We start from the raw sequence: 25,232 nt of genomic DNA on the forward strand, positions 1-25,232 counted from the left end.
AAATTCTCATTTGCGAAGCAAATGATGCACGGGGATCTTAAGGGGTTTACCTTTTGCTGATTTGTGCAAAAAATCTTTATTAAAATGAACTTTGGTTTTGGGGGTTTGGGTTTGGTGGTCTCCCAAACCATGCTTTTTAATTACTTCTTTACATTTAAAAGGGTTCGGGGGTTTGGGGGCTTGCCCCCAATGTGTAATGATAGCACCAAAATATTAAAATTAGCAAATTGTGAAAATAAGAAAAAAATTGTGGTAAAATATATTGATTTAGTTTAGGTAAAACATATTGGAGTGACAAAATTGAAGTCTTGTATAATTGCGACGGGTAATGAATTAACAGAAGGTATAATATTGGACAAAAACTCAAAATACCTAGCCGAAAGGCTCAAATCTGTTGGATATGATACTTTAAAAATAACGAATGTAAAAGATGATTTATCTTTGATAAAGTTATCCATAGAAGAATCGTTAGAGATGTGTGATATAATATTTCTAACAGGTGGTTTGGGACCAACACAGGACGATTTGACAGTTCAAGCTGTTTCTGAAAGTTGTAATATAGATATTGTATTTAACGAAGAATTATTTGAGAAAATAAAAAAGTATTATTACAACAAAACCGGGAAATACTTAAGTATCCTAAAAAAACAAAGCTACGTTTTAAAAAATGCTGAGATACTACAAAATCCTGTAGGAAGTGCACCAGGACAAAAAGTTCATTTTAACGGTCACACTATTTATTTACTGCCAGGACCTTATAATGAGATGAAAGCAATCTTTGATACGCATATATATGATGAATTAAAAAGTAATATGAAAAACGATCATGTAGAATATTCACTTTACTTTTATGGCTTAACAGAAGCTGAGTTAATGCAAGAAGTTTCAGTCATCTTGAAAAATTTTGATTACTCTACAAAAATAGAAGAATACATAGGTCCCAGTTTAAGAATTAGAATGCAAAAAAATGACGATTTTGAACCCATATTAGAAAAGATATTGTCTCAATTTAGTAGGTATTTTATTGGTTTTAAAAGTTTAGAAATTACTTTATTTGATGTATTAATGAAGTCTTCAAAAACACTTTCTTTTGCGGAGTCATGTACTGGAGGGATGCTTTCGGATACATTGGTATCCATTCCAGGTGCTTCTAATGTGTTTAAAGGTTCATTGGTGACGTATTCTAATGAATCAAAAGTAAGATTATTGGACGTCAAAAAAGAAACCATAGAAAAATTTGGAGCTGTTAGCGAAGAAACCGTCAAAGAAATGGCATATGGTTTGAAGAAAATCATGGAAAGTGATATCTGTGTGTCTGTTAGTGGCATAGCAGGGCCAAGCTTAGGAAGTGAACAAAAACCAGTTGGGACAGTTTGGTATGGTTTTCTCATTAACGAAGATTTTTTTGCCCTAAAAAATGTTTTTACAGGGGATAGGGATGAAATTCGAAAAAGAGCCACGTATTTTGCTTTTTGGAATATTTTAGATTTGGTTCGAAAACGATATCTTTAGAAAATAGTGTAGAATAGCTTGAAATAGGAGGGGATAGAATTGTCGAATTACGATGTATATTTAAATGTTTTTTTAGAGGAATCTAAAGAAAATATTCAAGAACTTAACGACCTTCTACTTGAACTTGAAAAAGATAAAAGTAACTTAGAAATAATAAATAATATTTTCAGAGTAATCCATACCTTAAAGGGTATGGCAGGGACAATGGAGTTTGACACGTTGGCTAAATTTTCCCACAAATTGGAAAATGTGTTAGATTCATTAAGAAATAAAAATATTGATTTAACTGATGATCTGATGGATTTTTTATTTAAAGCTTCGGATGCATTAGAAGAAAGTATTTCAGATATAGAACAAGGTGGAAATGGCGGTATAGAAAAGTTGGAAAAACTTTTGGATAAAATTAACTCTTATGTGGAGTCAACAGGTTCGTCTAAATCGGCCAAGTATAAAGCAACCGGAAAAGAAGAAAATCTAGTCAAACAAAATAATGAAATATATTCTAAAATGGGCGAAGAAACTAAAGAGCTTTTAGAGAATGTTTTTAAAAAAGCCAAAGAAAATAATCTGAACTTTTTAATTTTGAAGGTTATTTTAGAAGATGGCGTTCAGTTAAAGCAGGCAAGAGCTTACGCAATACACCACAAATTAGAAGATAATGGCTGTGAGATAGTTTATACTTACCCCAGCGTCGAAGAGATAGAAAAAGAAAATTTTGATAAAGAGTTAATTTTTGGGATTGTTACCTCGAAAAGTATTGGAGAAATAGCAGAACTCGTTAATAAAGTTGCCGAAGTAGAATCAGTTTATGTGGATGAATTTTCAGCGAATAACCTTTTTGGATCAAAAGAAGAGAATAAAGATGAGGAAGAAGGGTCAAAAGAAGAGGGCATAGAGAATAACAAAAAAGAAGTTAAGCTTTCAAGAAGTATAAGAGTAGATATAAATAAATTGGATGATTTGATGAATTTAATGGCAGAACTCGTTATAGCACGAAGTAGAATTATTGAAACTTTAAGTAAGTACGATGTAAAAGAAGTAGATGAAAGTTTAACTCAGCTTTCAAGAATAACCTTAGATCTTCAAAATGTTGTCATGAAAATTAGAATGGTTCCTGTCGCATTCGTCTTCAATCGGTTTCCAAGGCTTGTACGGGATCTTGCAAAAGAATTGGGTAAAAAAGTGAACTTTGTAATTCAAGGAGAAGAGACAGAATTAGATAGAACAGTTGTTGATGAAATAGGAGAACCCTTAGTTCATTTATTAAGAAACTCTTTGGATCATGGTATTGAAGGTCCTCACGAACGATTAGCCAAAGGTAAACCTGAAACTGGGACTTTGAAGTTATCAGCCAGACATGAAGGAAATGGAGTTATCATAGAAGTCGAAGATGATGGGAAAGGGTTTGATGTAAATGAAATACTCCGAACAGCTATAAATAAGGGATTGATTAGTTCATCAGAAGCATCAAAATTAAGCGAAGAGGAGATATACAATTTTGTCTTTTTACCAGGTTTTTCTACTAAAACAGTTTCTACGGAATTATCAGGTAGAGGGGTTGGAATGGATGTAGTTAAAAGTACAATAGAAAGTTTAAAGGGTAATATTTCTTTGGAAACAAAAAAAGGAAAAGGTACAAAGATAAGTATAAGGTTACCTCTTACCTTAGCAATTATCGAAGCCCTTCTAATAACTGTAAATGAGCAAGTATATGCCATACCTATTGCTAACATTGATACAACTCAAAGACTGAGTGATGGCGAGCTAAAAATTGTTCAAGGTCAAGAAGTTTTCCTTTTGCGAGGGGAAGTAATGCCTGTAGTACGTTTAAGAAAGTTATTTGGTTATGAAAAGAAAAAAGATTCTTCAAGTGAGTATATTATTATTGTCAAATTAGGGAACAAAAAATATGGTGTTGTTGTAGATAGATTATTAGGTCAAGACGATATAGTTATCAAATCCTTGGGATCTTTGCTGAAAGATGTTAAAGAATTTAGCGGTGGAGCAATTTTAGGAGATGGAAGAATTGCTCTAATATTAGATGTAGCTTCTCTAATATAACAAATTTAATAGACATTATTGTGAGGCGGGCTGCGGGGCAAAGGGGTGCAAAAGCAAGTTTTTAAACTTCGAAAGGTATTATAAAAAGTTGTAAAAGAGGGGGAAAAATTTGATGGAAGACGTTCTTTCTTTCAAAATTGTGGATCAAGAATATGCTTTACCAATAGAGAATATAGAAAGTGTTGTTGATAAGACTGATGTAACACCCGTTCCAAATTCAAAATACTTCGTAGTTGGTTTAATCAATTTACGAGGAAGAATAGTTCCTGTTATCGAATTAACTAAGATTTTAGGGATTGAAGTTCCAGAAGACCACATCTATCAAAATATCCTTGTTTTAAAAATAAACGAAGAGGAAATAGGAATGTATGTAGATGAAGTTGAAAACGTTCTTTCCATAGATCCTGAAAAGTTGGAAAAATTTCAATCAAAAGAGTCAGTTTATTCGGATAAAGTTAAAGGCGTTATAAAGATAGAAAATAGGTTGATAGTATATTTAGATTTAGAAAGTGTCTTAGAGGCTGAGTTAGAAAAGTAAAAATTTTAAAGTCTTCGGAGGTGTTTTAATGGCTAAAACTGTCTTAATAGTGGATGATGCTGCTTTTATGAGAATGATGTTAAAAGACATATTAACTAAAGCAAATTATGAAGTAGTAGGGGAAGCTAGCAACGGTCAAGAAGCGGTTGAAAAGTATCAAGAGCTGAAACCAAATTTTGTGACAATGGATATAACTATGCCCATTAAAGATGGTATTCAAGCTATAAAAGAGATAAAGAAAATAGACCCTAACGCTAAGATTATAGTTTGCAGTGCTATGGGGCAGCAAGCTATGGTTATAGAATCGATTCAGGCTGGTGCCAAGGATTTTATTGTAAAACCATTCCAGGCTAATAGGGTTATAGAAGCCTTACAAAAATTGGAGTAGCTTAAATGCCCACTAACTATGCAACGCCGACCAATAATTTGGTTAATGTATCATTTTGGTTTGTAGCCATAATTTTACTCATCATACTTCTTGTGGTATTTTATTATATACTGGCTAAAACATTAAAAAAGGGCCCTAAAAGCAAAGAAGTTAAGATGGTAAAAAAATACTATCTAGATAGGAATTTATACGTTGGAGTATTGAAAGTTTTTAAAGAATATTACCTTATTTTGGCTACTTCCAATTCCAGTGAAATAGTAAGAAAATTAGAAGAAGAAGAGGTTCAAGAAATTATGAATGAACATCCTAAATTTCTTGAAACCTTTTCAAATATATTGAAAAAAGATAAAATTCCAAGGGGAAGGGAAGAGAAAAAATTAGAAAAGTAAAGACGATAATAACCCTTATTCTTTTTATCCTAGCTTTTAGCTTAGTTTTTTCTCAAAATACCGTTCAACTCCCAGGGGTAGATATACAAATAAACCCAAATGAAGAAGTTAATACTTTAACGCCGACGTTGACAATACTTTTAATAGTAACTGTTTTGTCCTTAGCCCCAGGGTTTTTAATGTTATTTACTTCATTTACAAGAATAGTTGTGGTGTTAAGTTTTTTGAGACAGGCAATGGGCACTAGGCAAGCACCTCCAAATCAAGTAATGTTGGCTTTGGCCCTTTTTTTGACTATAATGATAATGTTCCCAGTTTTTAATGGGGTGTATCAAGAGGCGATTATTCCGTACAATCAAAATGAAATTAGTTACGAAGAAGCTATACAAATTAGTTGGCTACAATTCAAAGATTTCATGATTTCAGAGATTGTAGCCCATAAAAATGAAGACGATATCTATATGCTTTCATCTTCAATGAATGTAGAGATAGATAATATCGAAGAAACTCCTTTTCAAATTCTGGTACCTGCCTTTGCAATAAGTGAGTTAGAAATTGCCTTTAAAATGAGTATATTGCTCTATTTACCTTTTATAATAGTAGATATGGTGGTAGCGAGTATTCTGTTATCTATGGGGATGATCATGATACCTCCGATTCTGATTTCTTTACCTTTTAAAATAATGATTTTTGTAATGGTAAATGGATGGGACCTCATAATTGGTGGATTAGTGAGGAGTTTTGTGGGAGGATGATCTCATGAGCGAAGAGGTACTAATAGAGATTTTTGAAAACGGTATAATGCTTTTTCTAAAAGTGGTCTCTCCAATTTTAATAATAAGTGTGGCGGTAGGGTTGATTATTAGTATATTTCAAGCCGTTACACAGCTTCACGAGCAGACGTTGACATTTGCTCCTAAAATTATAATAACTTTTTTAGCGTTGGTTTTGATGTTCTCTTGGATAATGCAAAATTTATCAGATTTTTCATTCGAGTTATTCACTTATTATTTAGGGATGATTTAGTTGGAGTTGGAAAATTTAACATACCAACTATGGGTTTATTTTTTCATTTTTGCTAGAGTGGCTGGAATCACCTTTTTCATTCCTTTTTTTAGCACTACTTTTGTCCCCGTTCATATAAAAGTTTTTATAACGCTCTTTATTTCTTATTTGGTGCTATTTGAGGTTAACGGTACTTTCCCTATAAATTCATCGCCTTTAGTAATAATATTTTATTTGTTGATGAATTTTGTTTTTGGAAGTAGCGTAGGATTAATAGCTAATATTTTGTTTTATGCCTTTCAATTTGCAGGGGAGACGATAGGTATACAAATGGGATTTGCGATGGCGAATGTTTTTGATCCAGTAACTAGCGATGAAGTTTCTTTGGTTTCTGAGCTTTCATTTTTATTCAGTATGTTGCTTTTTTTTATCTTTAAAGGACCTTTAATTTTATACTCAATAATTATAGATTCTTTCAACAAGGTTCCCGTGGTTTTTACTCTAGCGCCTGATGGATTTATGGTTTTTTCCCAAAAATTATTTGATGTATTCACTATAGGACTTCAACTTTCGATGCCGTTTATTGCATTTATGATCCTTTTGAAAGTTGCTTTGGGAATAGTTTCTAGATTGATCCCACAGGTTAATGTTTTTATGGTGGGTATCCCACTAGAAATACTGGTAGGATTTTTACTTTTCTTAGGAGTGATATTGATTTGGGAAGATCAGTTTACTACTCTATTCTTTCAACTAATGGAATGGATAAAAAATTCAATGATCCTTCTATTTCAATAAACCTTCAACTTTTTGCGGATCCAGATAAAACTGAGGATCCAACACCTAGACGTTTAGAAAAAGCTCGAGAAGAGGGAAACATTCCTCAATCGAATGAATTTAACATGGCGGTTAGTTTTTTATCAATTTCGCTTTTTTTGTGGATAATATTTGAGCCACTCCTTAACGATATTTTTAAGGTATTTTATGATTATTTATCTTTAGATTTAGACTATTCACCAACAGATTTGCTTGGATATGAGATTACAGCACACATGAACTTATACATAAAATTGATACTGTTTTTTGTCGTTGCCGTTGTAGTTTCTACCCTTTTGGGAATGATCCAAACCAAATTTTTGTTTACTTTTAAATCTTTAAAATTGGATCTGAGCAAGATAAACCCCATTAAAGGATTCAAAAGGTTATTTTCTTTAAGATCTGTTGTAGAGCTTATAAAGGCCCTTTTAAAATTAACCATATTAGGATTGTTAACTTACAATATAATAAAGTCCAATTGGTTTAAGATACTCTCGTTGGCAGGGGAAGAAACCGGTTTTTCCTTTAATGTGATTTTTGATTTAGTTATTAATATACTGTTTCAATTAGGAATAGTCCTACTTCTTCTCAGTTTGTTTGATTTTTGGTATCAGAGGTATGAATATAAAAAAGAGCTAAAAATGAGCAAGTATGAGGTCAAACAAGAACGAAAAGAAATTGAAGGGAACCCTGAAATTAAACAAAGACAAAGAGAATTGATGAGAAATTTAGCAAGAAGTAGGATGATGCAAAAAGTCCCAGAGGCGGATGTTGTTATCACCAACCCTACTCATTATGCCGTTGCGATAGAGTACAAAGCTGAGGAAATGCAGGCGCCCATAGTTGTAGCAAAAGGAAAAGATGAAGTAGCTTTTAAGATAAGAGAAATTGCCTTTAAACACGGAATTCCTATCTTAGAAAGACCTGCTTTGGCAAGGGAAATTTATGAGAAAGTTGAATTAAACGAAGAAATACCAGAAGATCTGTACACCTTGGTTGCAGAGGTACTAGCTTACGTCTACAAACTCAGTTCTTAATTGATTGGGGGGTTAGCGATGAATTTTACTAGAATAAAAGGGTTAGATGTAATAATTTCCATACTTATTGTTGGAATAGTTGTGTTGATGGTAATACCTATTCCTACCTTTTTGCTAGACTTTTTGCAACTTTTAAACATAATCATTTCAATAATAATCTTGTTAGCAACCTTATATTTGAAAAGGGCATTGGATATTTCTATTTTTCCGTCTTTGTTACTGGTCATGACCATCTTTAGGTTGGCATTGAACGTGTCGTCTACTCGTTTGATACTCCTAAACGGTAAAAATTTTGAAGGAAAAGTAATAAGGGCCTTCGGCGACTTTGTTGTTGGTGGTAATTATATTGTTGGAATCATTATCTTTTTGATCCTTGTTATAATACAATTTCTTGTAATTACTAAAGGAACAGAAAGAATATCCGAAGTAGCCGCAAGGTTCACTTTGGATGCCATGCCTGGCAAACAGATGAGTATAGATGCTGACATGTCTTCAGGGTTGATTAATGAAGAAGAAGCTAGGCAAAGAAGAGAAGACATACGAAGAGAAGCCGACTTTTATGGAGCTATGGATGGAGCTAGTAAATTTGTGAGGGGGGACGCAATAGCCGGTTTAATAATAACTCTAATAAATTTAGTTGGAGGATTAATAATTGGGATGCTACAGCAGGGACTGACTATCGCAGAGGCAGCGGAAGTATTTGCCTTACTCACGGTAGGGGATGGACTCGTTGCTCAAATTCCTGCGTTGTTAATTTCAACCTCTGCAGGTATGATAGTATCAAGAGCCGCTTCAAAAGATAATTTTGGGGTAGATTTAATAAGACAACTTACTTCTGACACGAGAGTTTTAAATATAGCAGGCGGAATAATAATAGTTTTAGGCCTATTAACACCAATCCCAGTTTTTCCATCGTTGATTTTAGGAGCAGGTTTACTCTTCGTAGCATACGCGAATAGAGCTAACGAAGGCCAGCTAGCTTACGAAACAACAGGTTCTGCTGGTGTAGGTATGGGAACTTCGGCTGCACCAAAAGCTGAAAAAAGAGGGGTTTCTGGCGGATTTGCACCACCTCTTACAACTCCAGAAGAAGTTTCAGAAGTTTTACAAGGTGACACAATTGAGGTAGACATTGGCTATGGATTGATACCTTTAGCTGATCCTGATCAAGGTGGAGACCTATTAGATAGGATAACCGTTGTTCGAAAACAATTGGCATATGAATTGGGTATAGTCATCTCTCCCATTCGAATAAGAGACAGCGTTCTATTAAGTTCGAACGAATACGTTATTAAATTAAGAGGTGTTGAAGTTGGTAGATTTGAATTGATCCCCGATAGACTTCTTGCTATAAACTCAGGCATGGCGACTGAAGAATTGCCCGGTATAAAGACAAAAGAGCCTGCCTTCGGGTTGGTAGCCTTCTGGATAGACGAAAGTTTAAAAGAGGAGGCTATAGAAAAAGGTTACACTACTGTTGATGCCCCCAGTGTTTTCGCCACCCACCTTTCTGAAACCATCAAAAAATATGCTCATGAAATTATTGGAACCAAAGAAATAGAAATATTGATAGACGGATTGAGAGTTAATTATGCTAATCTAGTAGATACATTAATTCCAACCATGCTAAAAATGCATGAACTAAAAAAAGTTTTGAGTGAACTATTGTATGAAAGAGTTTCAATAAGAAATCTCCCTTTAATTTTTGAAAGTTTGATAGAGGGAGCTGATAAATATGGGAACAATATAGAGAATTTAGTAGAGTATGTTAGAAGGTCACTGGGAAGGCAAATAGTTGAAAATTTAAAATCTGATGATGGAGAATTACACGTCTCGGCTTTGGATCCAACTATAGAGAAAAAATTATCTGAATCGATAAGGGATTCCGATTCGGGAAGGGTTATAATACTCGAGCCAGAATATTCAAATATTTTAGTACAAAGAATATCAAAGTCTCTGGAAAATATGATGATGAAAGGATTTAACCCTATATTGATTTGTTCTAAAAACATACGATACCCGTTTGCCAGATTTACACTAAAATTTGTTCAAAACATCAGTATTGTAGCATACGAAGAGATACCTTCAGATACCTCTCTCAACGTAAATGAAATAGTGAAAATAGAAGGTGTGGGATCCAATGCAAATTAAAAAACTTACAGTAAAAACAATTTCTGAAGCGATGGAAAAGATAAGAAGAGAATTTGGAGAAGACGCATATATTTTAGACACAAAAAAAGTAAAAAAGGGGGGCTTCTTTGGAATCGGTGGAGAAAAATACCTTGAAGTAACTGTTTTGAGTGAGGAAAATAAAAATTCTCAATACAAGCCTCAAAAAACAAAAAAATACCCGCAAGAATCTGAAAATACCTATACGCTAAACGATCTAATAAAAAGGAATACACCCGAATTTTATAGAAAAAAAGAAAGAGAAGAAAAAATATCAACACCTTCGTATTTAAAAAGTGATAAAGAACCTAATTATAAGGATTCGAACGACGATTTAACAGAGTTTATAAAAACGAGTAGAGAAATATCCTCTAAGATAGACAAAAGTGTAGAATCATTTTATCATCAACACATCCAAAAGGAACCTACTGAAAGTGACATCAAAGATAGTTTGAAATTACAAGATCTGATGAATATGGTTGAAAAGTTGAACAAAAAAATGGAAGCGAACGATCTCTATCTTCAAGATATAAAGGATAAATTGTACGAAAAATCGTATTCAAGGATTTTTATCGAATCCTTTTTAAACCAATTGAACGATTTAAAAGTTGAAGAAAATTGGCAAAACCAAGAAATTATAAGAACCAGATTTGAAAAAAAACTTTATCAAAGCTTCGAAATTTTGAATTTTGGTGATATAAAGAATAAAGTTATGTTTATAGGTCCTACAGGAGTTGGAAAAACGACAACGTTGGCAAAAATAGCCGCTAACTTAAAAAAATTGAATAAAAAAATTGCACTAATTACAATCGACACGTACAGAATAGCTGCAACAGATCAGTTAAAAACTTATGCAGATATACTAGGTGTTTCGCTTCACATTTGTTATACCCCGTCTGACCTTAAAATTGCTTTGGAATCACTTTTGAATTTTGATGTGATTCTAATAGACACAGCTGGAAGAAGCCATAAGAACAATTTACAGATGGGGGAACTAAAAGTGTTCAAAGACGTAGTTGAGCCTGATTACAATATAATGCTGGTATCCTCCAACACAAATTGTGAAGATATGATGCATATTTACGATAATTTTTCTTATCTAAAACCCAACGCATTAATTTTTACAAAGATGGATGAAACGTCATCATATGGGCAATTATTTTCTTTTCTGGAATATTCTAAATTACCTTTGTTGGGGATAACAGATGGTCAAAGAGTTCCTGAAGATTTGAAGTTTCCTTCTAAAGAATGGCTGACTCATGCAGCAGTGGAGGAGGTATTTAAATGAACCGGATATATCGTGATCAAGCAACTGGTTTAAGAGAAGAGTTTTCTAATACACAAACAAAAATTATAACAATCGTAAGCGGAAAGGGAGGAGTCGGCAAGTCGGTATTATCAGTGAATATAGCTACTGAGTTAGCCACACATGGGAAACGAATACTTTTGTTTGATTCGGATGCCGGTTTCGCGAACGCTTCTATTTTGATGGGAAAAACTGTGAAGGTTACGTTGAGTGAATATATGAGGGGAAATGTAACCTTCAACGAGTGTGTTCAAGATACAGAGTACGGTGTTAAGATAATTAGTAGCGGTTTTGATTTCACAGATTGGAAGATCTTTCAAAATAATTTTACCGATTCGATCATGGATGAATTTTTAAATTTGTTGAAAGATATCGATTTTTTTATAATAGACGTAGGTGCAGGTTATTCTGAAAAACTCAATAATTTTTATTTAAATTCTGATACTATCTTTCTAATAACTGTTCCCGAACCGACGGCGGTAGTTAACGCTTACACCTTGCTGAAAGCTTTATCTGTTTTGAATGTAAATGGGGAAATAGAGATAATTCTTAACATGATCAAAAATAAAAATGAAGTGGAGATGGTTAAATCCGTCTTAAGTAGAACTGCAAAAAGGTTTTTAAACAGAGAAATAAATAACTTTCATGAAATTTCTTACGATGAAAACGTTCATATGAGTGTTAAGAGGCAGATACCATTAGTTTCATTGAAAGAAAACAGTAAATTTTCAAAAGATATAAAAAAGATTACCTCCAATATATTGAATATAGAAACCTCTTCCCATATTAATTTTACCCAGAGATTGAAAGAGATGTTTGGAAAAGACCATTGATGTTCGGGGTGGATGAACGCTATAAAATAGATAGAAAAGGGGTTTAAGATGTCTGATTTTGTCGAAAAAGTAAGCTCAAAGAATGTTTTATACACTAATATGCCCTTGGATTTAGAGATTCAAGAAAAAGGAATTCAAGGAGTTTATAAAAGTATCCTATACGAACATGATCTCAGCAGTAATCTAGCTAAAATTGGAATGCCGATTTTTAAGGGAGCCTATCTGCAAATTTTTCGAGGTACTAATCTAAAAGTAAGAGCATACTCTTCAAGGGCTGTTTATTTATTCAAAAGCAAAGTTTACAGCAGTGGAAAAGAAGGAAATATCAGATACCTTATAATAAACATTCCTGAAACAATTGTTAGAGTGCAAAGAAGGCAACATGCCAGGATCCCTGTTTCTGAAGAAGGTACCTTTTGTTTCAAAGAAGACCTAGAAAATAGTGAAAGTGAGGAGAACATTCAACCAACAAAATATCGGTTTATGACTAAAGATTTCAGTGCAGGAGGATTGGCTATCGTTACCTCTAAAGAGATGAAAGTCGGACAAAAGATAATAATAAATTTAGCATTAAAAAATGAGATCAGACTTGAAAACATGGAATCCGAGGTTGTTAGGTCTATTGGAAAAACTACAAGTGGTGAATACATTTATGGAATTAAGTTTTTAAACTTAACAAGAGAAAAAGAAGAAGAGCTGGTGAGGTTCGTTTTCAAATTAGAGCGGGAGTCATTTAAAAAGATTTGATACAGTACCTTTTTCATAACAAAAAGGGGGAAGTTTAATGTCAATCTATGATGAGATTAACGAACAGAAATTGGATGCATTGAAGGAATTAGGAAACATAGGTGCAGGTAATGCGGCGACAGCTATTTCAACCATGTTGAACAAAAAAATAGATATCACAGTTCCCTCTGCTGAAATTTTGCCGATTTCAGAGTTATGGGAGGAGTTTAGTGATCCTGAGGATATAACAGCCGGGTCAATGGTAGAAATTGGTGGAGAGCTTCATGGGGCGATTTTGTTTCTGCTAGGAACTGAAGAGATGAAAAATATTTTAGAGTTGTTAATGCTCCCCCGACCACAAGACTTAACCCAAATTGATGAAATGACCTCTTCAGCCATAGGTGAAATTGGTAATATTATGTGTAGCTCTTATATATCTGCGCTTTCGAATTTCACAGGTTTGAACATACATTCCTTGCCTCCAAAAATTACCGTAGATATGTTAACAGCTATAGTTTCTGAGTCTTCCCTCATGGTTACTGAAGGGAGCGATTTTGTAATTTTAATTAGAACAGAAATAAACATGGAAGAGTATGAAGGGAACGTAAAAGGCTTCTTGATATATTTATCAGACGAACAAAATATTTTAAAATTATTAAAATCCTTAGGAATGGGGACGAATAATGACTGAGAGCAAGAAAAAAATAATAGGAATTGGTGAATACATCGTAGATAAAAATCCAGCTATTTTGGTAACATTAGGGTTAGGCTCGTGTGTAGCCGTTTGTTTGCGAGATAAGAAAAACCTCATTGGAGGGTTAGTCCACGTCATGCTTCCTGAAAGTAGAGATAATAAAAAAGATCAAAAGATCGGTAAATACGCAGATACAGGGATAAAAGCAATAATAGATGGAATTATAGATTTGGGTGGAAACGTTAAATATCTGGAAGCTAAGATAGCAGGGGGGGGCAGCTATGTTCCAAAATTCGAATAATTCTTTGAATGTTGGAGCCAAAAACGTTGAAGCCGTAAGACAAATTTTGAAAGAAAACGACATAAAAATAATTTCTGAAGATACAGGAGGAAATAGAGCTAGAAGTGTTGAATTTAACATCGCTAATGGAGAATTAAAAGTTAAGAAGGTCGGCGGGGGAGAAAAAGTTGAAATCGCAGTAATTTAAGGTGGCAAATATATGAAATACAAAATTAATGAAGAACAACTGGTAATGGAGTTTTTGCCAAAAATAAAGATTATAGCTTTGAATCTGAAAACCACTTTACCAAAAAATATAGAATTAGAGGATTTGATTCAGGAGGGGATTATTGGATTACTTCAATCATATAAAAGATACAACCCGGAAAAAGGTACTTCCTTTTACACCTACGCTCTAAAAAGGATAAAAGGTTCAATGTATGATTATCTGAGGAGAATAGATTGGCTTCCAAAGGACGTTCGAAGTTTAGTAAAAAAGTACGAAGATTTGATTTACGAATGTAAAGATAATGAGTACATAGACGATAATTCAGTGGCAGAAAAACTTCATATTGAAAAAAATGATGTAGATAAAATAAAGTTCTCCTTGAGCAAAAGGCAGATTCTTCAATTGGATGAGTACTTTTTAAACAATGAAGAAGATACCTGGCTTGAAGATATACAAGAAGAAAACGACCCTGAAATACTGGCTTATAAAGATATGTTACATGATAAATTAACAGAAAGTATCGAGAAATTGGAAGAAAGAGAAAAATTGATACTTTCTCTATACTATAACGAAGGCTTAACCTTTAAAGAAATAGGAAGTGTTTTAGAAATAAGTGAATCACGGGTTTCCCAGTTACACTCAGTAATATTGGTGAAATTAAAAAAGATGATTCAAGGAAGTGAATAAATATGGCTTCACTTCATGAGTTACAAATATTAGTGACCAAATCTATAGATGTAGCAAACAATGTCCAGGCGATATCTCATTCTTATGATGCAGCTAAAAATATGTTGCTAGTTAAACAAGCGAGTGAATATTCTCAAAACCTACAAAAAAGGATAAAGAGTAAAGATCAAGTTGAAAAGAAAAATGTTGATAACAAATCATCCAGCGGGGGTTTTTCTCAGAGATCCCAGAGTACTGAAAACAAAAATAGTGTAAAAAGGCTTGTAGTGGATGAGTACAGAGGTAAACTTTTGGATTTAAGGTTATAAGTATCTATCCTTATGGGTGGGGAAGGAGAAATAAAAATTATGTTAGGATATTTTTCAATATATAAATCAGAAGATGAAACGTTTTCAGGTGGATTATTGGTTCTCAATGAAAACGGTATCCCTGTTTCCTTTAAATACACAGAACCGATAAAACCTTCCAAAATCCAAAAAATAATTTATGGATCGAACCTAAAAAATTATTTAGCCTTTCAGATACTAAGTAGCGAAGAATTATACTCACCTCACGATGTGGACTTAATACTAACGGACGACAGCGATCTAATAAATTATATTGATATTGACAAAGTTATAATGTATATAATGGAAGTAAGTAGTGATAAAGGCTTTGAAGTTAAAGAAAAAGAAGGTATAATTCCCATAAATCAAAATTCTAGCTTAAGATTTTATTCTTCGAAAGTTCTAGATTCTCTTACGTTGAAGAAGCTTAAATCCTACATAGAGATTTTTGATATCTTTGAACCATTTACTCGATTAAAAGAGGCTTTGGTGTATATATGTTCCTCAAAAGAAAAATAACTATCAATCAAGTTAATCTTTCATTGGATACCCCTATAAATTCCGTGCCTTTCCAGAACATAAGTTTTCAACTTCTATCTTCAAAAACCCAAAACCTAAAAATAAAAACCATTGGTATTAACGAGTTGGTAAATATAACAGAACCCCCATGGGGCGAAAGGGGAATTAACTTTATTGAAGAAATAGATCACTTTTTACCAAAAAAAATAAATAATTTTGATTTTATTAAGATTAGTATAATTAAAAATTCTTCTTTATCTGGTATAAATATAAAAGAGAGTGAAATTAAGATGGGAGTCAGCTTAATAAATGTTCCAATGCCAACAGGTGCAATCCCAAATACGACAAAAATGATAGAATTTAATATTAAAGAAAGTGTCCCTCAAAAAATAGTAGTTAAACCAATTAGAAAGGCTTTAAAAAGACCTGTTTCAAAGGAATACATCTTACAGTTAGCCCAAGAAGTTGTATCATCAAAAAAAATGCAAAAGATAAAGCTTTCGTTCTTAGGTTTTTGTATTAAAGTTCCCATAGCAGAAGAGATAAATTACTATTGGAAAGGTGAAAAATTAATATGTTTTCTCAAAAATAATAAAGCAGACATTACTGACTACCTTGATTGTGCCGTTTTTCTCGATTCTGAAACCAATAAGAAGTATTTGAAGTTTATCAGGAGGTAACTTTGATTTGATTAGAAAAGAACTTATAAATTTTCTAGATTCGCTAAAAAAAGTTAACAAACAAAAAATTTTAGTTTTACCTGATGGATATCTCCAAGATTTTGACGATGAGGAAGAGGTTTTCATTTATCCAGATTTTGACATATTTCCATTTGAAAATCTGGATATCTCTCCAAATATCAAAGCAAAGAGAATGAAAACGTTACATGCCTTATTAACGAAAGAGAACGTGACCGTTTTAACTACCTTTTCATCCTTAATAAGGTACACCTTGCCTAAAAACGAATTTGTAAGCAAAAAGATCAAAGTTGGAGATACGTTCGATCTTGATCATAACGTTCCTTACCATTTAGGATACAATCTTTCAGAAGAAGTAACTAGTCCCGGAGAATATTCTAAAAGAGGTTTTGTCAGAGACTTTTTCATTCCAATTTACGAACAACCGGTTAGAATAGAGTTATGGGATGAAGTAATAGATAGAATATCCTTTTTTGATTCTTATTCCCAAAGGTCTATTGAAAATTTAAAAGAAGTTGAGATAATTCCAGGATCTGAAATTATGAAATTTGATCACAACTTAGAATTTTATGAGGAGAGATTAAAAAAATATCTTAATGGGACAAATGAAGAAGAGTTTCTGACTCTCGACCAATTCAATACCCTTCCGGGAATCTTTTACAAAGATAAAAACACAATATTTAGTTATCTTAATGAAGATGGAGATATTTATTTAATCAACAAAGAAGAAATCATAAACTCTTACTCTGAAAAAGAAAAAGAAAATTATGAAATGTGTGACACTGAACTAAAACGAAAAATATATAAAATGTTTTCTGGACATAACCTTGAAATTTTAAACAAAATAAAATATGAAGAAGTTAAACTTACCTTAGAAAAGATTTATTTTATAAAATCCAAAAAGGAAGATAAAAGGTTAGAGTATATACCTCTTCTTGATTGGGAAGATCTAAACGATGGGGACTTGGTAGTACACGAAGATTATGGGATAGGAATATACCATGGTGTTAACAAAGTTGAGACTCTTTTGGGTTTGAGAGAGTTTGTAACATTAGAATACTCCGATAATTCAAGGGTATATGTCCCAGTAGGTAGGTTAGACAAACTATCTAAATACATCGGAGACCCAGAATCCGTTAAAATATCTTCTTTGAACAGTAAAAGCTGGAAAAATACAAAGCAAAAGGTAAAAGAAGAGATTAAACAAAAGATAGAAGAGCTTCAAAAGATCTATGCCTTAAGGGAAAATCAAAGAGGAATACAACTATTTGGAGATCCTGAATTGGAAGAAAAATTCAAAGAAACCTTTCCTTACGTCGAAACACCTGACCAAGAAAAAAGTATCAAAGAGGTTATGAGAGATCTAGAAAGTGAAAGACCGATGGATAGATTGTTGTCAGGTGATTCGGGATTTGGTAAAACTGAAGTTGCAATGAGAGCAGCTTTCAGAACGGTTGTTTCAAATTACCAAGTGCTATTATTAGCTCCTACAACGATACTTGCCAAGCAGCATTACGAAAATTTCAAACAAAGAATGGACTCTTTTGGAATTAAGATAGCTTTAGTTACCCGTCATAAAACTCAAAAAGAAAAGAAAGACCTCTTTGAAAGTATAGGAAAAGGTCAAGTAGATATAGTAATAGGGACGCACGCCTTATTATCAGATTTATTGCAGGTAAAAAACCTGGGATTAGTTATAGTAGACGAAGAACAAAGATTTGGTGTACTTCAGAAAGAGAAATTCAAAAAGTTAAGTGATGGAGTAAACTTCCTTATGATGAGCGCCACTCCTATACCTAGAACCTTATACATGTCTATCAGCGGCTTAAGAGACATCTCCACGATATCGACGCCGCCTGTGGGTAGGTTACCCATTCAAACATTTATTGGGAAATACTCAGATAAGTTAGTACGCACGGCTATTTTGAGAGAAAAATCTAGGGGTGGACAAGTAATCTATATTCACAACAGAGTTCAGGAATTGAATGAACTGCATAAAAAATTGCGAACACTTATTCCAGAAATAAAGATAGCAATGGTTCATGGCGGGACACCAAAAAAGGAGTTTATAAAATCTATAAACGATTTGTATGATGGAAATATTGATCTCCTTCTTTCGACAACAATAATAGAAAATGGAATAGATATACCCAATGTCAATACCCTTATCCTAGATGACCCAGAAAGGTATGGGATCTCTCAGTTGTATCAAATTAAAGGAAGAGTTGGAAGATCTAACAGAAGAGCTTTTGTCTACTTTCTATTTAAAAAAGAAGTTACCCCTCAAACCAAAAAAAGGCTGGAAGCAATCAAACAGTACAATGAACCAGGAAGTGGATTAAAGCTTGCTTTGAGAGATTTAGAAATTCGTGGATACGGGGATATATTGGGAATAGAGCAAAAAGGTCATATTAACGCGATAGGCTATCATCTATACCATGAAATGTTGAATAAAATTTTATTTGAATATGGCATTAAAAAGGAAGAAGAAATTCAAAAACCTCAAACTTACACAGAGATAAAAGGTATAAAAGGTTCCCTAGTTATTCCAGAATCATATATTTCTAATTCTATTGAAAGAATGAGAATATATAGAAGAATATCGGTGGCTAAAACAGTTGATGATGTTGAGGATATAAGGTCTGAAATACGCGATAAATACGGTAAATTTCCAGAAGAAGTTGAGAGATTGTTTCAGTACGCTTTGATAAAAGTTAAAGCCAATATGGAAGGCATTAAAGAGATAGAAATAGGAGATACTTACATATCTTTTAAATTCGAAAATGATGTAAATCCTGTCATTGAAAAGTACAACAAATATTCAAGAAAGATTACCTTTTATCCAGAAACGAAAGAACTCATTAGTTATGGGCCAAAAGATCATATGAAATATATGGAAAAGGTTTTTTCTTAAGAGGTGAAAAATGTGTTGAATGATACAATAGTAGCCATTTCATCTCCGATTGGTACGGGAGCCATAGGGGTAGTAAGAATTTCTGGCGATCACGTTAAAAACATAATAGACCAAGCATTAAAAAGAAAAAAATATACACCTAAGAAGATGTACTATGGTTGGCTTTACGATAAAGAAGGAGAAAAAGTCGACGAGATTACCTGGGTTTACCATTCACAGCCTCACTCTTATACAGGGGAGGATATGCTTGAAATATTTTGCCATGGTGGTAAACTTATCACTTATGCTGTACTCAATACGATTATAAAATATGGGGCAAGACAAGCTTTACCTGGGGAGTTTACAAAACGTGCTGTCTTAAACGGTAAGATGGATCTCATAAAAGCAGAAGCTGTAAACAATGTGATTACTTCAGAGACGGAAATCTCTTTAAAAGCGTCTTTTAATCAACTTAAAAATGCCGTTTCGGAAAAAATTAAAGACATAAAAAACAGTTTGCTAAATATCTCAGCCCAGATCGAGGTAGAAATGGATTATCCTGATGACATAGAATTTGAAGATCACGATTTAAAAAACAAATTAGTCCATATCGTAAATAGTATGAATCAACTACTAAAAGAAGCTGAGAACGGTATTATAGCCGTTGAAGGTGTAAGAACAGTTATAGTAGGAAAGCCGAACTCTGGGAAAAGTACCTTGTTAAACGCCCTTTTGAGAAAAGATAGAGCGATTGTAACCGATATTCCTGGGACAACTAGGGACACAATAGAAGAAAACTTGAACATAAACGGCATATACATAAGGCTCATAGATACAGCCGGAATACGATATACAGAAGATACCTTGGAAAGGGTTGGAATAGAAAGGACCATAAATTCTATAAAGAATTCTCATCTAATCTTGTTTGTTTTGGATGGTACAACGCCTTTCACCCAGGAAGACGAACTAATTTATAATAAATTAAATGAATTGGGAGATAAAACTGTTATAATTATATTAAATAAATCCGACTCTCCTAATTTTACAGAGAATAATTATCTATCTTTGAAACAAAAAAATCCAAATGATTTTGTTATAATTTCTGCAAAGAACGGAGCAATTAAAAATTTGGAAAATAAGATTTATGAAAAATTTTTTGAGAAGGTCAACATAGAAGAACCAACTCTAACTAACCAAAGGCAAAAGATAACTTTAGAATCATCTAAAGAGTTTGTTTTAAACGCCATTAATTCGCTTGAGAAAGGTTTTTCTAACGATATAATTATGTATGACGTAAGAAAAGCACTTGAAAAGATCTACGAACTCTCTGGGGAAAATTATACTGAAGAATTACTGGATAAAATCTTCTCCACATTCTGTGTTGGAAAGTAGGAGGTAAAATATATGTATCTGTTAGTTTCAATTTTTTTTGGACTAATCCCCTTGATACAATTTTTCATAAAAGGTTGGTACTTTTTTGGACTATCTTCTATAGGCTTAATTGTTTCGTATTTTATTCTTAAAAAGAGGGGAGCCAAACCATTCATCACAGAAGGTGCGCTCTTATTAATCTCGCAGCTTTTTATGAATATAATTGGGCTATCAAATATACCGATATTTTTATATATCTCTTTGGCAGCGGTTTTGATTTTTGTTGCCTCGAGAGATGAAAAAATAGTTGACGATTTGAAAGATTATATAAAAGAGACAGGCCATTCTAAAGAAAATTGGGATTTTGAAGTATGTTTTTTTGGAATGGGGCAGATTAAAAATATCGATCAATTAACAAATTTATCCACTGCTGCATTTGGTTTTTCAGACAAAGGTATAGCTTTCAACACCAAGTTAAGAAGCGGGTATTACACGAGGTTCATTGATTATAATGAAATAGATGATTTCGGAATGTTCAAATTGCAAAAGAAACAAGAGTTGTACTACCCCAAAATAAGAGATATGTTCATCTGGCCAAGTAATATGAGCACTATGCATAAACCGTATATAAACACCTACGGTTTATATCTTTTAGTGGGGGATGAATCTTTGACTTTTTATGAATCGCCAAGTATCATACTTAAAATATCTGCACATTTAGAAGAAGCGAGGAGATAGACAATGAAAATTTTGAAGATGTCGTGGTATGAGATAAAAAAAGTACTGAGAAATAGAGGAGTATTAATACTAAGTATTATAATACCCGTTATTTTAGCATATTTTGGCTCTTCATTCTATCCTGCTGATATGGCACAAGATTTCCAGTTGGCCTTATATAACGAAGATAACAGTCTTTTAGGTAATTTCAGTTTCATTTTGATAAAACAATTTTTGAATTTTGAGAACACTATAGAAATTAAAAATGATGAACAATTGAATCAAATAATTAGAGAAGGAAGTTATGATTCAATACTGATCATTCCAAAAGGTTTTACGCAAGATTTGGTTGATCACAAGCAGACGGTCTTGTACATTATACCAAACCCTCACAAAATTCAAAACAGTATGATGGTCTATACCGGTTTTAAAGCTGTTTTTGATGAGCTAGCTGGTATACCCGAAATAAAAGTTGGCTCCACAACTGAGTTCTTACTTCAAGGAGGTATAGGGATCGACGAAACGAGGCCCAAACCAGAGATAAAAATGCTTATACCAAGTGCCTCTGACGGTTCTTTAGTTGTTTCTCCCACTACAAATTTGGGGATTAATGATATGTTTGCTCCTATCGTTGCGGTGGTTGTAATCCTTTTGTTATCTATGATAGGAATAGCCTCTTCCATCGGTCAAGCCAGAGAAGTTGGATTACTAGATTTATACATATCAAATGGATTAAAAACGTGGCAATTCATTTTATCAAAAATAATATCGTACATCATAATAGGTTTCGTTGCAGGAATGTTCTCGTGGTATATGTTTAGAATGTTTGGTGTTCAATCACAAGCTAACCCATGGAATTTGATCTTACTTGTTTTAGTATCCGTATTTTCTTTCACCTCTTTTGGGTTGTTTTTATCTTCTTTTTTAAAAACAGCTCGAGCTGCTTCTTTCCTTGTAACGGCAATGATTGGAGGGATGTTGGTATTTGGCGGTACTTTAATTCCAATTCCTACAGGAAGCATTCTTGAAAAGATTGCGAACCTATTTCCCGTTAAATACTCTTTAGATGGCTGGAGAAAAATAACGGTATTAGGTTATGGCTTAAGTGATATAAGCTTTGAAATTCTAATTTTATTAGGTTTTGGACTTTTTTTCTGTTTGGCATCATTACTTTTGTTACAAGCTACGCAAGAAACATAGGGAAGGAATAAGGGAGGTCTAATTCGGTGAATCATATAGCCTTTTTAACGGATTGGGGGCTATCTTCATATTATGTCTCTGTTTGTAAATCTGTTATAAAAAGAATAAATCAAAATGCTGATATAATTGATATCACCCACAGTGCTGGACATTTTAATATAAAGAAGTATGCAGCTATAATTTTTAGAGCCTGTCAAGATTTTGAAGAAGGGACCGTCTTTTTGTGTGTTGTTGATCCAACCGTAGGTAGCCCAAGGAAACCGATCGCATTGAAAACGTCAAAGTACAACTATTATTTTGTTGGACCAGATAATGGTTTATTTACTTTTGTGATGCAAGAGTTCGGAGTTGAAAAATCTGTTGAGCTATCCGACAAGAGATTTTTCTATAAAACCGATTATTCATCAACATTTCATGGGCGTGATATATTTGCACCAGTGGCTGCATACATTTCTAAAGGTATCAATATCGATCATTTTGGACCCAAAACTGAAAAATTAGCAAATTTAGATGTGCAAAGACCTATTATTGAAGATAACAAAATAATATGTGATTATTTATATTCAGATGATTTTGGAAATATCGAAACTAACTTATCTTCCAACCATATAGAACATTTAGATTTAAGCAAAAAGGTAACAGTTGAAATAAACGGTACAAAAGAAGTTGTTAGGGTCGTGAAGAACTACTCTGAAGTTAAAAAGGGCGAATTATTGTTACATGTTGACAGCTCAGGATTCTATGAGATTTCTGCCAATCAATCCAGTGCGGCTAATAAATTTAACCTAACCGATGATTTTGAAGGGAAGATAAAGATATATCTTGAATTATAAATCAATAAAAGATCCGATCGAAATTACATACACTGTAGAAAGGTCAAAATTCATTGGTAATATCGCAAAGACCAATTCGGTTGATGAAGCACAAAAATTTATAAAACAGATTTCCCAAATGTACAATAACGCCACGCATAACTGTTGGGCTTATAAGGTGCATGAGGGAGGAAGAGAAATCGCTAATTATTCCGATAACAATGAACCATCAGGCACCGCTGGCAAACCTATATACGGTGTAATTGAAAAATTTGGTCTCTTGAACGTGACCATTGTTGTTACGAGGTATTTTGGAGGAGTGAAATTAGGGATTCGAGGTTTAATAGATGCCTATTCTAAAACAGCTGAAGATGTTGTTAAAGCTTCTAAAGTGGTTACCTATGAAAAGGTATTTATTTACGAGGCAAAATGTGACTACAGTAATTTTTCCTTCATACAAAACCTCATGCAAAAACAGAATAACTTCAAAATAATAAAGCAAAACTTTTCAGACGAAGTTTATTTCATATTTGAGGTATTAGAGGATAACAAAGAAGATGTGTTATCACTAATAAAAAACAAGGTGTACAAATTAAATCTTGTCGGCAATTCGGAGGGAACTTTGTGAACAATAATTTATATAGAAAATACAGACCAAAAGATTTTGATGAAATTTTAGGACAACCTCATGTAGTAAAATACTTTAAAAACGCTTTGAACAAGCAAGAAGTTTCTCATGCTTATATTTTTTCGGGTCCGCGGGGCACCGGGAAAACCACTACCGCCAGAATACTTGCCAAGGTATTAAATTGTAAGGATCCTCAAGGGTACAATCCTTGCAACAAATGCGAGAACTGTGTTTCTATAAACAATAACAGTTTTTTGGATGTAATTGAAATGGATGCGGCTTCGAATAGAGGAATAGACGAAATTAGAAACATCAGGGACTCCTCCAATTACAGGCCAGTCTATGGGAAATACAAAGTATATATAATCGATGAATTTCATATGTTGACAAGAGAAGCATTCAACGCGCTATTAAAAACGTTAGAAGAACCACCTTCACATGTTATTTTTATTTTAGCAACCACAAATTTGGAAAAAGTCCCTGATACCATCATTTCTAGGGCTCAAATTATAAACTTCAAAAATTTAGGTCAGAATGAAATAGTAGAAGGATTGAAAAATATAGCAAGCTCTGAAGGAATAGAATATGAGTTAGACGCCCTAGAAATCATTGCTAAAAGGGCAAAAGGTGGGATGAGAGATGCCATATCGATGTTGGAACAAGTAGAAAAATTTGGAGAGAAGAAGATCACTCACCAAGACACCCTCGATATACTAGGTTTGTTCGATGAAAATTTTATTGTTCAATTCATAGAAAATGTCTACAATTCAAAAATCGATGAATTTTTGGCGCAATCTGAAGATCTTTTCAATTTAGGGAAAGATCCAGAAATTCTTTTGGAGCAATCCATAGAATATATTTTTGATTCACTAATTAACGAGAAAAGAAGTAACTTAATTCACTTAATGGGGACATTCAACGATATACTTAAAGATTTAAAATACAGTGAAAATAAAAGGTTGATTTTCGATGTGGAGATCTTAGATTTCATGCATAAAAATTCAACTACGTCCTCAACTATATCTTATGATAAAGAAACAACTCCAAAAAGAAAACAAGTAGCCACAGAATCCGTTCCCAAAGAAACTCAACACCCAATTATGAAGAAGATTCTTGATTACTTCAGCGATCCACACGAGAAGAAGTCCAACATGGCTATATACTTCGCTATGCTATTTTCGAATCCGGAAATTGAAAACAATAAAATACATTTCAAATTCTCCTCAAACCAAAAGTTAGAATATGAAATCCTAAAAAAGTATGTAGATGAATTAAAGGTGAATATATTTTTGCTGATCGATGGATCATACGAAATCACTTTTTCTCTCGAAGGTGGCGAGGTGGAAAGTCTGACCCAACAAAAAGAAAAAGCCAATTTGAGAGAAAAGAAACTGTTCTGAG

25 protein-coding genes and 1 pseudogene are annotated in these 25,232 nt (G+C 33.3%); all 26 read left to right on the forward strand.

Annotated features, from left to right (window positions below; translation table 11 throughout):
- The first annotated feature begins 300 nt into the window (after positions 1–300).
- The 26 genes and pseudogenes from PMOB_RS07125 (at position 301) to dnaX (ending at position 25,231) form a co-directional block, all read left to right on the forward strand.
- Positions 301–1,512: a CinA family nicotinamide mononucleotide deamidase-related protein gene (locus PMOB_RS07125; RefSeq protein ID WP_012209192.1), complete on the forward strand. Its 1,212-nt coding sequence runs from the start codon at positions 301–303 to the stop codon at positions 1,510–1,512.
- A gap of 39 nt (positions 1,513–1,551) precedes the next feature.
- Positions 1,552–3,573 (forward strand): chemotaxis protein CheA, encoded by a 2,022-nt coding sequence (locus PMOB_RS07130; protein ID WP_012209193.1) that lies wholly within the window; start codon positions 1,552–1,554, stop codon positions 3,571–3,573.
- A gap of 112 nt (positions 3,574–3,685) precedes the next feature.
- A complete protein-coding gene (locus tag PMOB_RS07135) occupies positions 3,686–4,111 on the forward strand; it encodes a chemotaxis protein CheW (RefSeq protein WP_012209194.1) in 426 nt (141 codons plus the stop codon).
- Positions 4,112–4,139: 28 nt separating this feature from the next.
- Positions 4,140–4,499: a chemotaxis protein CheY gene (gene cheY / locus PMOB_RS07140; protein ID WP_012209195.1), complete on the forward strand. Its 360-nt coding sequence runs from the start codon at positions 4,140–4,142 to the stop codon at positions 4,497–4,499.
- Between the two features lie 5 nt (positions 4,500–4,504).
- The gene (locus PMOB_RS07145; protein WP_012209196.1) at positions 4,505–4,888 is read left to right on the forward strand and encodes a flagellar biosynthetic protein FliO; all 384 of its coding nucleotides are present in this window, start codon (positions 4,505–4,507) and stop codon (positions 4,886–4,888) included.
- On the forward strand, positions 4,876–5,643 hold the full coding sequence (gene fliP, locus PMOB_RS07150; RefSeq protein WP_041534114.1) for a flagellar type III secretion system pore protein FliP: 768 nt from the start codon (positions 4,876–4,878) through the stop codon (positions 5,641–5,643). Before PMOB_RS07145 ends, fliP begins: the two co-directional genes overlap by 13 nt.
- Before the next feature lie 4 nt (positions 5,644–5,647).
- Positions 5,648–5,914 carry a flagellar biosynthesis protein FliQ gene (gene fliQ, locus PMOB_RS07155; protein WP_012209198.1) on the forward strand — a complete coding sequence of 89 codons (267 nt, stop codon included), beginning with the start codon at positions 5,648–5,650 and terminating at the stop codon, positions 5,912–5,914.
- Between the two features lie 6 nt (positions 5,915–5,920).
- On the forward strand, positions 5,921–6,688 hold the full coding sequence (gene fliR, locus PMOB_RS07160) for a flagellar biosynthetic protein FliR (protein WP_158245378.1): 768 nt from the start codon (positions 5,921–5,923) through the stop codon (positions 6,686–6,688).
- Positions 6,610–7,743, forward strand: a complete 1,134-nt coding sequence (gene flhB, locus PMOB_RS07165; protein ID WP_155811085.1) for a flagellar biosynthesis protein FlhB — start codon at positions 6,610–6,612, stop codon at positions 7,741–7,743. Before fliR ends, flhB begins: the two co-directional genes overlap by 79 nt.
- 18 nt (positions 7,744–7,761) lie before the next feature.
- Positions 7,762–9,894, forward strand: a complete 2,133-nt coding sequence (flhA, locus tag PMOB_RS07170) for a flagellar biosynthesis protein FlhA (RefSeq protein ID WP_012209201.1) — start codon at positions 7,762–7,764, stop codon at positions 9,892–9,894.
- Positions 9,884–11,200, forward strand: a complete 1,317-nt coding sequence (gene flhF / locus PMOB_RS07175; protein WP_012209202.1) for a flagellar biosynthesis protein FlhF — start codon at positions 9,884–9,886, stop codon at positions 11,198–11,200. Before flhA ends, flhF begins: the two co-directional genes overlap by 11 nt.
- Positions 11,197–12,051, forward strand: a complete 855-nt coding sequence (locus PMOB_RS10290) for a P-loop NTPase (RefSeq protein ID WP_012209203.1) — start codon at positions 11,197–11,199, stop codon at positions 12,049–12,051. Before flhF ends, PMOB_RS10290 begins: the two co-directional genes overlap by 4 nt.
- 48 nt (positions 12,052–12,099) lie before the next feature.
- Positions 12,100–12,798 carry a flagellar brake protein gene (locus tag PMOB_RS07185; protein ID WP_012209204.1) on the forward strand — a complete coding sequence of 233 codons (699 nt, stop codon included), beginning with the start codon at positions 12,100–12,102 and terminating at the stop codon, positions 12,796–12,798.
- Between the two features lie 37 nt (positions 12,799–12,835).
- Positions 12,836–13,468, forward strand: coding sequence for a CheY-P phosphatase CheC (gene cheC, locus PMOB_RS07190; protein WP_012209205.1), 633 nt, complete (start codon positions 12,836–12,838; stop codon positions 13,466–13,468).
- Positions 13,461–13,959 (forward strand): annotated as a pseudogene (gene cheD / locus PMOB_RS11175) (chemoreceptor glutamine deamidase/glutamate methylesterase CheD). The gene cheC and the pseudogene cheD overlap by 8 nt, the downstream one beginning before the upstream one ends.
- A gap of 12 nt (positions 13,960–13,971) precedes the next feature.
- Positions 13,972–14,667: a sigma-70 family RNA polymerase sigma factor gene (locus tag PMOB_RS07200; protein WP_012209206.1), complete on the forward strand. Its 696-nt coding sequence runs from the start codon at positions 13,972–13,974 to the stop codon at positions 14,665–14,667.
- A 2-nt stretch (positions 14,668–14,669) separates the two neighbouring features.
- The gene (locus PMOB_RS07205; protein ID WP_012209207.1) at positions 14,670–14,975 is read left to right on the forward strand and encodes a hypothetical protein; all 306 of its coding nucleotides are present in this window, start codon (positions 14,670–14,672) and stop codon (positions 14,973–14,975) included.
- Between the two features lie 39 nt (positions 14,976–15,014).
- A complete protein-coding gene (locus tag PMOB_RS07210; RefSeq protein ID WP_012209208.1) occupies positions 15,015–15,512 on the forward strand; it encodes a hypothetical protein in 498 nt (165 codons plus the stop codon).
- The gene (locus PMOB_RS07215; protein WP_012209209.1) at positions 15,491–16,192 is read left to right on the forward strand and encodes a hypothetical protein; all 702 of its coding nucleotides are present in this window, start codon (positions 15,491–15,493) and stop codon (positions 16,190–16,192) included. The genes PMOB_RS07210 and PMOB_RS07215 overlap by 22 nt, the downstream gene beginning before the upstream one ends.
- A gap of 7 nt (positions 16,193–16,199) precedes the next feature.
- On the forward strand, positions 16,200–19,124 hold the full coding sequence (locus PMOB_RS07220; protein ID WP_012209210.1) for a DEAD/DEAH box helicase: 2,925 nt from the start codon (positions 16,200–16,202) through the stop codon (positions 19,122–19,124).
- A 12-nt stretch (positions 19,125–19,136) separates the two neighbouring features.
- Entirely contained in the window at positions 19,137–20,495 is a 1,359-nt protein-coding gene (gene mnmE, locus PMOB_RS07225; RefSeq protein WP_012209211.1) for a tRNA uridine-5-carboxymethylaminomethyl(34) synthesis GTPase MnmE, read from the forward strand.
- A 12-nt stretch (positions 20,496–20,507) separates the two neighbouring features.
- Positions 20,508–21,212, forward strand: coding sequence for a hypothetical protein (locus PMOB_RS07230; RefSeq protein ID WP_012209212.1), 705 nt, complete (start codon positions 20,508–20,510; stop codon positions 21,210–21,212).
- A gap of 3 nt (positions 21,213–21,215) precedes the next feature.
- Entirely contained in the window at positions 21,216–22,391 is a 1,176-nt protein-coding gene (locus tag PMOB_RS07235; protein WP_012209213.1) for an ABC transporter permease, read from the forward strand.
- 26 nt (positions 22,392–22,417) lie between these two features.
- Positions 22,418–23,224: an SAM hydrolase/SAM-dependent halogenase family protein gene (locus tag PMOB_RS07240; RefSeq protein WP_012209214.1), complete on the forward strand. Its 807-nt coding sequence runs from the start codon at positions 22,418–22,420 to the stop codon at positions 23,222–23,224.
- A complete protein-coding gene (locus PMOB_RS07245; protein ID WP_012209215.1) occupies positions 23,214–23,831 on the forward strand; it encodes an IMPACT family protein in 618 nt (205 codons plus the stop codon). Before PMOB_RS07240 ends, PMOB_RS07245 begins: the two co-directional genes overlap by 11 nt.
- The gene (dnaX, locus tag PMOB_RS07250; RefSeq protein ID WP_012209216.1) at positions 23,828–25,231 is read left to right on the forward strand and encodes a DNA polymerase III subunit gamma/tau; all 1,404 of its coding nucleotides are present in this window, start codon (positions 23,828–23,830) and stop codon (positions 25,229–25,231) included. The genes PMOB_RS07245 and dnaX overlap by 4 nt, the downstream gene beginning before the upstream one ends.
- The last annotated feature ends 1 nt before the right edge of the window (position 25,232 follow it).

The sequence above is a fragment of the Petrotoga mobilis SJ95 genome, from assembly GCF_000018605.1.
GTDB classification, from domain to species: Bacteria; Thermotogota; Thermotogae; order Petrotogales; family Petrotogaceae; genus Petrotoga; species Petrotoga mobilis.

Coding starts and splice junctions, on each gene's coding strand:
- PMOB_RS07135 (WP_012209194.1), top strand. CDS start 3,686: ATGGAAGACGTTCTTTCTTTCAAAATTGTGGATCAAGAATATGCTTTA.
- cheY (WP_012209195.1), top strand. CDS start 4,140: ATGGCTAAAACTGTCTTAATAGTGGATGATGCTGCTTTTATGAGAATG.
- PMOB_RS07145 (WP_012209196.1), top strand. CDS start 4,505: ATGCCCACTAACTATGCAACGCCGACCAATAATTTGGTTAATGTATCA.
- fliQ (WP_012209198.1), top strand. CDS start 5,648: ATGAGCGAAGAGGTACTAATAGAGATTTTTGAAAACGGTATAATGCTT.
- flhA (WP_012209201.1), top strand. CDS start 7,762: ATGAATTTTACTAGAATAAAAGGGTTAGATGTAATAATTTCCATACTT.
- flhF (WP_012209202.1), top strand. CDS start 9,884: ATGCAAATTAAAAAACTTACAGTAAAAACAATTTCTGAAGCGATGGAA.
- PMOB_RS10290 (WP_012209203.1), top strand. CDS start 11,197: ATGAACCGGATATATCGTGATCAAGCAACTGGTTTAAGAGAAGAGTTT.
- PMOB_RS07185 (WP_012209204.1), top strand. CDS start 12,100: ATGTCTGATTTTGTCGAAAAAGTAAGCTCAAAGAATGTTTTATACACT.
- cheC (WP_012209205.1), top strand. CDS start 12,836: ATGTCAATCTATGATGAGATTAACGAACAGAAATTGGATGCATTGAAG.
- PMOB_RS07200 (WP_012209206.1), top strand. CDS start 13,972: ATGAAATACAAAATTAATGAAGAACAACTGGTAATGGAGTTTTTGCCA.
- PMOB_RS07205 (WP_012209207.1), top strand. CDS start 14,670: ATGGCTTCACTTCATGAGTTACAAATATTAGTGACCAAATCTATAGAT.
- PMOB_RS07210 (WP_012209208.1), top strand. CDS start 15,015: ATGTTAGGATATTTTTCAATATATAAATCAGAAGATGAAACGTTTTCA.
- PMOB_RS07215 (WP_012209209.1), top strand. CDS start 15,491: ATGTTCCTCAAAAGAAAAATAACTATCAATCAAGTTAATCTTTCATTG.
- PMOB_RS07230 (WP_012209212.1), top strand. CDS start 20,508: ATGTATCTGTTAGTTTCAATTTTTTTTGGACTAATCCCCTTGATACAA.
- PMOB_RS07235 (WP_012209213.1), top strand. CDS start 21,216: ATGAAAATTTTGAAGATGTCGTGGTATGAGATAAAAAAAGTACTGAGA.